This window comes from Pseudomonas jessenii (assembly GCF_002236115.1).
GTDB lineage: Bacteria > Pseudomonadota > Gammaproteobacteria > Pseudomonadales > Pseudomonadaceae > Aquipseudomonas > Aquipseudomonas jessenii.
The window spans coordinates 797,346-807,765 of sequence record NZ_NIWT01000003.1; the positions used below are offsets into that span (position 1 = coordinate 797,346).

Below are 10,420 nucleotides of genomic sequence, written 5' to 3' on the forward strand. Positions count from 1 at the left end.
TCCGAGCAAATCGCTGCTGTCGCCCTGACAGCAGCCCGTCAAAAACCTATACAAATAATTTGACTTGTACAACTTCGAATCTATGATGAAGTTATCTTGTACAGACCCGAACGTTTGTACAGGTTTAGATTCGAGGTGCTCCGATGCTCCACTCCCCCGCCAAACCGAAAATCGCCATCAGCGCCTGCCTGATGGGGCTCGACGTACGCTACAACGGCGGACACAAGGAATCGCGGTTGTGCAGCCGCACCCTCACTGACTACTTCGATTTCATCCCGGTCTGCCCGGAAGTGGCCATCGGCCTGGGCGTACCCCGCCAACCGATTCGGCTGGTGGGCAGTGCAGATCAACCCGAAGCCGTGGGCACCCTCGATCACAACCTTAACGTGACACAACCGCTGGTCACCTACGGCCGGGACATGGCAGCGCAGCTGGGGGATATTTGCGGCTACATCTTCATGCAAAATTCTCCGTCCTGCGGCCTGGAGCGGGTCAAGGTCTACCACGCCAACGGCGCACGGGCGGACAGTGGCGGGCGCGGGATCTACGCCCGGGCCTTCTGCCTGCGGCACCCGGACTTGCCGGTGGAGGAAGACGGCCGGCTCAACGATCCGGTGCTGCGGGAAAACTTCCTCACCCGGGTGTTCGCCTACAGCGCCTGGCAGCAACTACGCCAAGAGGGCATGAGCCGGCGCGGTCTCACGGACTTTCATTCGCGCTACAAATACCTGCTGATGGCCCACAACCCGGTGCAATACAAAACCCTGGGCAACCTGCTGGGCAACATGGGCAAAACCGATCCACAGGAACTGGGCCCCCGATATTTCAGCGAACTGATGGCTGCGCTGAAAAAATGCGCCACACGTCGCACTCACACCAACGTCCTGCAACACCTCAGTGGCTACCTGAAACAGGCCATCAGCGGCGAAGACAAGCGGGAAGTGCAGCATGTGATCAGCCAGTACCGTCTGGGCATCGTGCCACTGGTGGTGCCGCTGACACTGCTCAAACATCACTTTCGCCAACACCCCGATCCGTACATCGCACAGCAGGTTTACCTGCAACCGCACCCGGAAAACCTCAGCCTGCGAAACGCCATTTGATGAAAAAAGCACTCGACACCAGCGCCCGCGAAGACCTCGGCGATGACTTTAAAAAGGCGCTGGACGAAGGCTGGCTGCCGATCCGTGAAGTGGCGCGGCAGACCGGAGTCAATGCCGTGACCTTGCGTGCCTGGGAGCGGCGCTACGGGCTGATCGTGCCGCTACGCACGCCCAAGGGCCATCGGTTGTTCTCGGCCGACCACGTACAACGCATCCAGACCATCCTCACCTGGCTCAACCGTGGCGTTGCCGTCAGCCAGGTCAAACCATTGCTCGACACGCCGCAAGCCTTCAGCGAGTCCGTCGACAACGATTGGCACGCCTTGCTGCAAACGTTGCTGCAGGCAGTCAGCCGATTGCAGGAGCGCGCCCTGGATGACAGCGTCAATCAGGCGATGGCGCTGTATCCGCCGCGAACCCTGTGCGAGCAATTGCTGATGCCCTTGCTGGCCGCTCTGGAGCAACGCTGGCAAGGCCAGTTCGGGGCGCAGATGGAGCGGGGCTTTTTTTGTGCCTGGTTGCGCAGCAAGTTCGGTGCGCGCATCTACCATAACAATCGTCAGTTGCGCACCGCGCCGCTGCTGCTGGTCAACCACTCGGACCTGCCTGTGGAACCGCACCTGTGGCTCACGGCCTGGCTGATCAGCAGCGCGGATTGCCCGGTGGAGGTCTTCGACTGGCCGCTGCCTGTCGGAGAATTGGCATTGGCGGTCGAACTTCTGCAACCCCGAGGAGTTCTGCTGTACTCAAGCAAAGCCCTGAATCCGGCGCAGCTGCCGAAACTTTTCAAAGGCGTTAGTTGCCCAAAAATGATTGCCGGACCAACGGTATGCATCCACCACACCGAGTTGTCCGCAAGTACTGCCGTGATCGCTGATCTGTACCTGGCCGAAGATCCGTTGTCGGCACATCAGGCACTCGTTCAGCGCGGGCTGATTTAAATGGATCCCGTGGATACCAAAATGCAATTGATCTGGCTGCGCAGCGACTTGCGCCTACATGACAACACCGCCCTCTCGGCCGCCGCGGCTCGCGGCCCGTGCGTGGCGGTGTACCTGCTGAGTCCGGAGCAATGGCTGGAACACGACGATGCGCCCTGCAAAGTGGACTTCTGGCTGCGTAACCTGCGCGAGTTGAGCCGCGAACTGGGTCAACTGAACATTCCCCTGCTGATCCGCCAGGCCCCTCGCTGGGATGACGCACCCAGCGTATTGCTGAACCTGTGCCGACAGTGGCAGGTCGATGCGTTGCACCTCAACGAGGAATACGGCATCCACGAGTCCCGTCGCGATGCAGCGGTCGCCCGGACGCTACAGGCTGAAGGGATCGAAGTTCGCCGCTACCTCGATCAATTGCTGTTCAAGCCCGGGAGCGTGCTGACCCGCACCGGCACTTACTTTCAGGTCTTCAGCCAGTTCCGCAAAGTCTGCTACGAACGACTGCACCACTCGCTGCCCAGCCTGGTCCGCGCGCCGCACAAACAAGCGCCGCTGAACATTGCCAGCGATGCGATCCCCTTGAGTGTCGACGGCTTCGCAACACCCGCTGATAACCTGCGCAACCTGTGGCCGGCGGGCGAAGCCGAAGCCCGGCGTCGCCTCGACAGCTTTAGCGATGTGCAGATCGAGCACTATCAAAGCGAACGGGATTTCCCGGCGAAGCCCGGCACCAGTCAGCTCTCGGCCTATCTCGCCGCCGGGGTGATTTCTGCGCGCCAATGCCTGCACGCCGCCTTGAACAGCAATCAAGGTGAATTCGAAAGCGGCAAGACCGGCGCCGTCACCTGGATCAACGAACTGCTGTGGCGCGAGTTCTACAAACACATCCTGGTAGGCTACCCACGGGTTTCCCGGCACCGCGCGTTTCGTCCGGAAACCGAAGCGCTGGCCTGGCGCAACGCCCCAGAAGAGCTGGCCGCCTGGCAACAGGCGCGTACCGGCTTGCCGATCATCGACGCCGCCATGCGCCAACTGCTGGCAACCGGCTGGATGCACAACCGCCTGCGCATGGTGGTGGCGATGTTCCTGACCAAAAACCTGCTGATCGACTGGCGCGAAGGCGAACGCTTTTTCATGCGTCACCTGATTGATGGCGACCTGGCGGCGAACAATGGTGGCTGGCAGTGGAGTTCTTCCACCGGCACCGACTCGGCGCCTTACTTCCGGATTTTCAACCCGCTGAGCCAGTCGGAAAAATTCGACCCCGAAGGCGTATTCATCAAGCAGTGGTTGCCAGAACTGGCCGGGTTGAATAAAAAAGACGTGCACAACCCCGCCAATCTCGGCGGCCTTTTCGGTGTTGTGGATTACCCCTCACCGATCGTCGACCTGGGTACTTCCCGTACACGTGCGTTGACGGCATTCAAAAACCTGCCCTCACGGCAATACGCCGCCGTTGGGTCATGAATTACCGCCACCGGGATTACTTCGATGCCGGGGGCTTTGCTTTATGAACATTTACCCGTATTGGGCCGGGCAATCGCCTGGCTGAAAAGGAGATTGGGATGAGTCGGACACTCGCACGACGATACTGGCTGACCGGTGCAAGCAGCGGCATCGGTGCCGCCCTGGCCGAAGAAATCCTGAAAACCGGTGCGCACCTGGCCGTCAGTTCGCGCACCGTGCCCCCCCTGAAAGACTTGTCGCTACGTTATCCGGGGCAAGTGCTGGTGGTCCCCGGAGACCTGACCAACAGCCAGACCGTACGCGAGATCGGCGAGCAGATTGCCGAGGACTGGGGCTCGCTGGACACCGTGATACTGAACGCCGGCACCTGCGAGTACGTGGATGCCAAGCAGTTCGATGCGTCGATTGTCGAGCATGTGGTGCGCACTAACCTGTTGGCCAGCAGCTATTGCATCGACGCCGCCCTGCCATTGCTGCGTGCCGGCACCGCACCGCATATGGTGGCCATGGCCAGTACGGTGACCTACCTGCCGCTGCCCAAGGCAGAAGCCTACGGCACTTCGAAGGCCGGGCTACGTTATCTGTTCGAATCCCTGCGCATCGACCTGGCCCCGGAAGGCATAGAACTCACGGTAATCAGCCCCGGGTTTGTCGAGACGCCGCTGACGGCAAAAAACGACTCGCCCATGGCCTTGAGCTGGCCGGTGGAGAAAGCCGCGCGGCACATCTTCGAAAAACTCAAGGACCGCCCGTTGGAAATCGCTTTCCCCGCAGCGTTCATGACCGCCCTCTGGCCACTCTCCAAACGGCCGGACCAAATAAAACTGGAGATCGGCAAACGCATGGTGCGCAGCCAGCCGCCGATCAAGGATCAACCCTGAAAGTCGTCATCAATGGCGGCGGTGTCTCGGACGCTCAGATATTTGAGCGTCCGTCAGACCTTTCACACAGTACCCGGTGACTGCCTTACACTGCGCGCCATGAAAACCATCCCCCATACGCAAATCGCGGAACCCGCGGTCACCTGCTCGACCTGCGCAGCCTGCTGCTGCCAGCTCGAAGTCATGCTGATCACAGATACGGGCGTGCCTGAACGGTTCATCGATACCGATGACTGGGGCGGGGAAGTGATGTTGCGCCTGGATGACGGTTGGTGTGCCGCGCTGGATCGCAACACGATGATGTGCACGATCTACGAAAAACGCCCGCTGATCTGCCGGGAGTTCGAGATGGGCGCTCCGGAGTGCATCGAAGAACGCCAGGGGATTTCGACGGCGTATCGCTGAACTGGAAAACCACGTGTCCCCCTGTGGGAGCGAGCTTGCTCGCGATAGCGATTTCAGACTCAACATTGATGTTGAATGAAACATCGTCATCGCGAGCAAGCTCGCTCCCACAGAGGGATTTACAACCCGCTGAAACCGTGGTGCTTACAACGGCATCGTGTAATGCAATGCGTAACTTTCTACACCATCGTTCGGAGTGGTGATCCCGGCGTTGGAATAGTGCGTCGCACGAACCCCGACTTCATGTCCGCCGGTAAAGCGCAAACCGAAACCAAAGCGGTCTTCGAACTGAAAGGCGCTGCCCAGATCGTTGCTTTCGACTTCGGTGCTGGCAAACGCCGCCACGCCAATCCCAAACTCGATGTAGGGTTTGACGTTCTGGCCGGCAAACTCATAAACAAGCACGGGTGAGAACGACAGGCTGTGGTTACTGGATTTCTCGTCACCTTCCCAATAGGTATAGGCGCCGTCCCAGTAACCGGTCAGACGACCAACGTCGCTCTGCCACCAGCTCTGGTCCCAATCGAATTGCATCCCCAATCGATAGGTCATGGTCGACTCGCCGGTTTGCCCCACGGCAAATTCCACACCTGCCGCCTGCGCGGTAAAAGTGTGCCCCAAAAGTGCGGCCGCAATCGCGGCCAAGCAGAATAGTCGCTTCACTTGAAACTTCCTTTTCCGAACGATTTCGTATGGTTTTTTTGTTACCAAGCCCTGCAAAACTATAGAAGTCAGCGATTTATCAGAAGTTTACCCCGACTCTTCGTATCCCCCCGGACAGCCATCTACCTGTTGAAGCTTCGCACAACACCAGAGGTATTCCACAGTATCGGCAAGATATTTCTGAAATGAAGCGGATCGGCGCTGGTCCAGAACTGTGCCTCACGGGCAGGTCCCTGGGCGAGCAGCTCGCCTTCGGCCAGCAGACGCTGAAGTTGTCGCGCGACGGCAGCGCCGGTGTCGATCAGGCTGATGTCCTCGGGGATCATCTGCCGCAGCATCGGCTTGAGAAAGGGGTAATGGGTGCAGCCGAGAATCAGAGTGTCCGCGCCGGCAGCCAGCAGTGGCTCGACATACCCGGCCAACAGCTGGCGCAACTCGGGGCTGCGCAGGTCGCCGTTTTCAATCAGCTCCACAAGCCCTGGACAGGGCTGGGTGATCACTTTCACGTCCGTGGCGAAGCGGTCGAGCAACGCGGCGAACTTGGCGCTCTGCAAAGTGCCTGTGGTGGCCAGCACCCCCACCACGCCGGAGCGGGTTGCGGCGGCGGCCGGCTTGACTGCCGGCTCCATGCCAACGATGGGCCATTCCGGATAGTCGCGACGCAGGTCGGCGACCCCGGCAACCGTCGCCGTGTTGCACGCCAGCACCAAAGCCTTGGCGCCCTGTTGCCGAAAGAAGTCGGCCATCACGCTGCAACGTTGCTGGATAAATTCCGGGGATTTTTCGCCGTAGGGAACATTCCCGCAGTCGGCGACGTACAACAGCGACTCATTGGGCAGCAAACGCTGGATCTCGGCCAGTACCGAGAGCCCACCGACACCGGAGTCGAACACGCCAATCGGCGCTTCACGCATGTTTCGGCCCACAGACGCTGCAGCCCGGATCGCGCTTGACCCGCAGTTCACGGAAGCGCGTGCCCAAGGCATCGATCAACAACAGGCGCCCCACCAGCGGCTCGCCGAATCCGGCCAGCAACTTCAACGCTTCAAGCGCTTGCAGACTGCCGACCAGCCCCACCAGCGGACCGACCACGCCGGCCTCGCTACAGGTCAATTCGGCTTCGCTGCCGTGCCCGTATAAACAGTGGTAACACGGACTCTCCGGTCGACGCGGATCGAACACCGACAGCTGCCCTTCGAGGCGAATCGCCGCGCCGCTGACCAGCGGTTTGCCGGCCGCCACGCAAGCGGCGTTGACCGCTTCACGGGTGGAAAAATTGTCAGAACAATCGAGGACCAGATCCACTCTGGCCACTGCGGCGGCCAGGGAGTCTTCGTCCAGCGCCGCACGATGGGCGATCAGTTGAATCTCGGGGTTGATCGCCGTCAGGCGCTTGATTGCCGAATCGACCTTGGTCATGCCGACGCTGTCGGTGTCGTGAATGATCTGGCGTTGCAGGTTGGTCAGGTCGACCGTATCGAAGTCCGCCAGGTGCAACTCACCAACGCCGGCGGCCGCCAGATACAGCGCCACTGGCGCGCCAAGGCCGCCAAGACCGACGATCAATACGCGGCTTTCCTTGAGCCGCAACTGGCCGTCGATATCGATGTGTTGCAGCAGAATCTGCCGGCTGTAGCGCAGCAATTCCTGATCATTCAGCACGGCAGGCGCCCCAGACTGATGCGTTGATGACCGCCCAGATCGGTGCGGCTGTGGACTTCTTCGAATCCCCGGGTCAGCAGCAAATCGCGAACCGCCTCGGCCTGATCATAGCCGTGTTCGAGCATCAGCCAACCGCCGGCGTCCAGATGGTCCGGTGCCTGGGCAACGATCAAGCGCAGATCGTCGAGCCCGTCGACACCCGCCACCAGGGCGCTGGCCGGTTCAAAGCGCACGTCGCCCTCGACCAGATGCGGATCGGCCGCTGCGATGTAGGGCGGATTGCTGATGATCAGTTGAAAACGCTGACCTTCCAGAGCGCTGAACCAATGGCTGCTCAGCACGGTGGCGTTGTCCAGGTGCAGGCGCTGGCGATTGCGTTCGGCCAGGGCCACAGCTTCCAGCACACGATCCACGGCAGTGACGCTCCAGGCCGGACGCTCGCTGGCCAGGGCCAGGGCAATCGCGCCGCTGCCCGTGCCAAGGTCGAGTACCTTGGCCGGTGTGGCCGGCAACAGTTCCAGCGCGGCTTCCACCAGCAGTTCGGTGTCGGGGCGCGGGATCAGCGTGTGCGGTGCCACTTCCAGGTCCAGCTTCCAGAAACCCTGCTGGCCGAGGATATAGGCCACCGGCTCGCCGCTGCGGCGGCGCTGCAAATACTCGGCGAACGTCAGCGCCGCTTCGCTCGGTACGATGCGCTCCGGCCAGGTATGCAGGAAACTGCGGGACTTGCCCAAGGCCGCCGCCAGCAGCAGTTCGGCATCCAGACGCGCCGTCGGCGAGTCGGGTAAATCGGCGGCGCGCAACAAACTGGCAATGATCGTCATTTACTCACCTATCGCTGCCAGTTGATCGGCCTGGTACTCGGCCAGCAACGGCTCGATCACCGCCTCGACACCGCCGGCGAGGATCTCGTCGAGGGAATACAAGGTCAGGTTGACTCGATGATCGGTGACCCGGCCCTGGGCAAAATTATAGGTGCGGATACGCTCTGAGCGGTCGCCGGAACCGACCAGCAACTTGCGCTCGCTGGCGATGGCGTTGGCCGCGGCGGAGGTCTGCTGATCGTTCAGCTTGGCCGACAACCAGGACATCGCCCGGGCGCGGTTCTTGTGCTGTGAACGTTCTTCCTGGCACTCGACCACAATACCGGACGGCAAGTGCGTGATACGGATCGCCGAGTCGGTCTTGTTGACGTGCTGGCCACCGGCACCGGAGGAGCGATAGGTATCGATGCGCAGATCGGCCGGGTTGATCTCGATGGCTTCCTGTTCGTCCGGTTCGGGCAATACCGCCACGGTGCAGGCCGACGTGTGAATGCGGCCTTGGGATTCGGTCGCCGGAACCCGCTGCACGCGGTGCGCGCCGGATTCGAACTTCAGCTTGCCGTAGACGTTGTCGCCCTCGACCCGGGCAATCACCTCTTTATAGCCGCCGTGTTCACCCTCGTTCTCCGAAAGGATCTCCACCCGCCAGCCACGACGCTCGGCGTAACGCGAATACATGCGGAACAGGTCGCCGGAGAAAATCGCCGCTTCGTCACCACCGGTACCGGCACGGATCTCGAGGAACACGTTGCGGCCGTCGTTCGGGTCCTTGGGCAGCAGCATGCGCTGCAGGTCGGCTTCGAGCGTGACCAGGCGTTCCTTGGCCTCGCGGACTTCTTCCACGGCCATTTCCCGCATGTCCGGGTCGCTGTCCTTGAGCAGTGCCTGGGCGCCTTCGAGGTCGTCCTGCACTTTCAGCAGTTCTTTATAGACGCCCACGATCGGTTCAACTTCCGCGTACTCCTTGGAATAGGTGCGGAACTTGTTCTGATCGGAAATGACCTCGCCATCGCCCAACAGGGCGGTCAATTCCTCGAAACGGTCCTGGAGGATATCCAGCTTATTGAGCAGTGACGCTTTCATTGCGGTTTTTTATCCGAAAAGCTATCCGATGAGCCCTCACCGAGGGCAAAGAGTTCCTGGGCCATCGCCAGCGCATCCAGGCGACCTTCGGCAGAGAGCTTTTTCAACTGCACGCTCGGTGCGTGCAACAGTTTGTTGGTCAGCCCGCGGGCCAGTTGCACCAGCACCTCTTCGGCACTGGTGCCGTTGGCCAGCATGCGCTGGGCCTTTTGCAATTCTTCATCGCGCAGGCGTTCGCTCTGTTGACGATAGGCCTTGAGCACGTCCACCGCCGCCAATTCGCGCAGGCGGATCATGAAATCTTCGGCACCGATCGAGACCATCTCTTCGGCGGCCTGGGCTGCGCCCTGGCGGCTCTTGAGGTTCTCGGCAACCACTTCGTGGAGGTCGTCGACGCTATAGAGGTAAACGTCGTCCAGTTCGCCGACTTCTGGCTCGATGTCGCGGGGAACAGCGATATCCACCATGAAGATCGGTTTGTGCTTGCGCAGTTTCAAGGCGCTTTCCACCGCACCCTTGCCCAGAATCGGCAACTGGCTGGCGGTGGAACTGATGACGATATCGCTGCGCACCAGCTCTGCCGGAATATCCGACAGCAGCACCGCATGGGCACCGAACTGTTCGGCCAGGATGCTCGCGCGCTCCAGGGTGCGGTTGGCGACCACGATGCGCTTTACACCCAGGTCATGCAGATGGCGGGCGACCAGGGTGATGGTCTCGCCGGCGCCGATCAACAAGGCCTGGCTGCGTTGCAGGTCGCTGAAAATCTGCTTGGCCAGGCTCACTGCGGCAAACGCTACCGACACCGGGTTCTCGCCGATGGCCGTGTCGGTGCGCACCTGCTTGGCCGCATTGAACGTGGCCTGGAACAGCCTACCGAGCAACGGCCCGATGGTGCCGGCCTCGCGGGCCACGGCATAGGCCGATTTCATCTGGCCAAGAATCTGCGGTTCGCCCAACACCAGCGAGTCGAGCCCGGAAGCCACCCGCATCATGTGACGAACTGCCGCATCATCTTCATGCACATAGGCGCTTTCGCGCAGCTCGTCGTAGCTCAAATGATGATATTCGGCCAGCCAGCGCAGCACGACGTCCGCCGACAGGTGATCCTGTTCTATATAGAGTTCACTGCGATTGCAGGTGGAGAGGATCGCAGCTTCGCGGCTGTCGGTGAGTCGGCAGAGCTGCTGCAAGGCCTCAACCAGCTGCTCAGGGGTAAAAGCCACGCGCTCGCGGACGTCTACTGAAGCAGTCTTGTGGTTAATACCGAGTGCAAGGAAGGCCATTCAAAGTCGCTGATGGTGACGTGAAGCCGGCAATTGTCCTACTTCGACGGAATCAGAACAACTACTCGATATCTATCGCCCCATCAGGCGCCGCCGCGGGTTGCGAGC

At 60.8% G+C, this 10,420-nt stretch carries 11 protein-coding genes and 1 pseudogene; 6 read left to right on the forward strand and 6 right to left on the reverse strand.

Going from position 1 to position 10,420, the window contains the following annotated elements:
- The first annotated feature begins 143 nt into the window (after positions 1 to 143).
- The 6 genes and pseudogenes from PSJE_RS12865 (at position 144) to PSJE_RS12890 (ending at position 4,794) form a co-directional block, all read left to right on the forward strand.
- Positions 144 to 1,103 carry a YbgA family protein gene (locus PSJE_RS12865; RefSeq protein WP_090457646.1) on the forward strand — a complete coding sequence of 320 codons (960 nt, stop codon included), beginning with the start codon at positions 144 to 146 and terminating at the stop codon, positions 1,101 to 1,103.
- Positions 1,103 to 2,044 (forward strand): MerR family transcriptional regulator, encoded by a 942-nt coding sequence (locus PSJE_RS12870; RefSeq protein ID WP_057713323.1) that lies wholly within the window; start codon positions 1,103 to 1,105, stop codon positions 2,042 to 2,044. The genes PSJE_RS12865 and PSJE_RS12870 overlap by 1 nt, the downstream gene beginning before the upstream one ends.
- 21 nt (positions 2,045 to 2,065) lie before the next feature.
- Positions 2,066 to 3,508 (forward strand): deoxyribodipyrimidine photo-lyase, encoded by a 1,443-nt coding sequence (gene phrB / locus PSJE_RS12875; protein WP_090457992.1) that lies wholly within the window; start codon positions 2,066 to 2,068, stop codon positions 3,506 to 3,508.
- A 2-nt stretch (positions 3,509 to 3,510) separates the two neighbouring features.
- Positions 3,511 to 3,610 (forward strand): annotated as a pseudogene (locus PSJE_RS12880) (nuclear transport factor 2 family protein); the annotation flags it as partial.
- The gene (locus tag PSJE_RS12885; RefSeq protein WP_090457648.1) at positions 3,607 to 4,389 is read left to right on the forward strand and encodes an SDR family NAD(P)-dependent oxidoreductase; all 783 of its coding nucleotides are present in this window, start codon (positions 3,607 to 3,609) and stop codon (positions 4,387 to 4,389) included. The pseudogene PSJE_RS12880 and the gene PSJE_RS12885, both read left to right, overlap by 4 nt.
- A 99-nt stretch (positions 4,390 to 4,488) precedes the next feature.
- The gene (locus PSJE_RS12890) at positions 4,489 to 4,794 is read left to right on the forward strand and encodes a YkgJ family cysteine cluster protein (RefSeq protein WP_056726267.1); all 306 of its coding nucleotides are present in this window, start codon (positions 4,489 to 4,491) and stop codon (positions 4,792 to 4,794) included.
- A 144-nt stretch (positions 4,795 to 4,938) separates the two neighbouring features.
- On the opposite strand, the gene PSJE_RS12895 is transcribed toward PSJE_RS12890, so the two are convergent.
- From PSJE_RS12895 to hemA, 6 genes are all read right to left on the reverse strand, one after another.
- Positions 4,939 to 5,457 carry an acyloxyacyl hydrolase gene (locus PSJE_RS12895; RefSeq protein ID WP_090457650.1) on the reverse strand — a complete coding sequence of 173 codons (519 nt, stop codon included), beginning with the start codon at positions 5,455 to 5,457 and terminating at the stop codon, positions 4,939 to 4,941.
- A 122-nt stretch (positions 5,458 to 5,579) separates the two neighbouring features.
- Positions 5,580 to 6,371 carry a glutamate racemase gene (gene murI / locus PSJE_RS12900; RefSeq protein ID WP_090457652.1) on the reverse strand — a complete coding sequence of 264 codons (792 nt, stop codon included), beginning with the start codon at positions 6,369 to 6,371 and terminating at the stop codon, positions 5,580 to 5,582.
- A complete protein-coding gene (locus PSJE_RS12905; protein WP_090457654.1) occupies positions 6,364 to 7,119 on the reverse strand; it encodes a molybdopterin-synthase adenylyltransferase MoeB in 756 nt (251 codons plus the stop codon). The genes murI and PSJE_RS12905 overlap by 8 nt, the downstream gene beginning before the upstream one ends.
- Positions 7,113 to 7,943 carry a peptide chain release factor N(5)-glutamine methyltransferase gene (prmC, locus tag PSJE_RS12910; protein WP_090457656.1) on the reverse strand — a complete coding sequence of 277 codons (831 nt, stop codon included), beginning with the start codon at positions 7,941 to 7,943 and terminating at the stop codon, positions 7,113 to 7,115. Before prmC ends, PSJE_RS12905 begins: the two co-directional genes overlap by 7 nt.
- A complete protein-coding gene (gene prfA, locus PSJE_RS12915) occupies positions 7,944 to 9,026 on the reverse strand; it encodes a peptide chain release factor 1 (protein ID WP_090457658.1) in 1,083 nt (360 codons plus the stop codon).
- Complete coding sequence (hemA, locus tag PSJE_RS12920; RefSeq protein ID WP_057713317.1) at positions 9,023 to 10,312, reverse strand: glutamyl-tRNA reductase; 1,290 nt, start codon at positions 10,310 to 10,312, stop codon at positions 9,023 to 9,025. Before hemA ends, prfA begins: the two co-directional genes overlap by 4 nt.
- Between the last annotated feature and the right edge of the window lie 108 nt (positions 10,313 to 10,420).

Bases quoted from the DNA above. Each gene is read 5' to 3' on its own strand.
- prmC (WP_090457656.1), bottom strand. From the start codon at position 7,943: ATGACGATCATTGCCAGTTTGTTGCGCGCCGCCGATTTACCCGACTCG.
- PSJE_RS12870 (WP_057713323.1), top strand. From the start codon at position 1,103: ATGAAAAAAGCACTCGACACCAGCGCCCGCGAAGACCTCGGCGATGAC.
- PSJE_RS12890 (WP_056726267.1), top strand. From the start codon at position 4,489: ATGAAAACCATCCCCCATACGCAAATCGCGGAACCCGCGGTCACCTGC.
- PSJE_RS12885 (WP_090457648.1), top strand. From the start codon at position 3,607: ATGAGTCGGACACTCGCACGACGATACTGGCTGACCGGTGCAAGCAGC.
- murI (WP_090457652.1), bottom strand. From the start codon at position 6,371: ATGCGTGAAGCGCCGATTGGCGTGTTCGACTCCGGTGTCGGTGGGCTC.
- prfA (WP_090457658.1), bottom strand. From the start codon at position 9,026: ATGAAAGCGTCACTGCTCAATAAGCTGGATATCCTCCAGGACCGTTTC.
- phrB (WP_090457992.1), top strand. From the start codon at position 2,066: ATGCAATTGATCTGGCTGCGCAGCGACTTGCGCCTACATGACAACACC.
- hemA (WP_057713317.1), bottom strand. From the start codon at position 10,312: ATGGCCTTCCTTGCACTCGGTATTAACCACAAGACTGCTTCAGTAGAC.
- PSJE_RS12865 (WP_090457646.1), top strand. From the start codon at position 144: ATGCTCCACTCCCCCGCCAAACCGAAAATCGCCATCAGCGCCTGCCTG.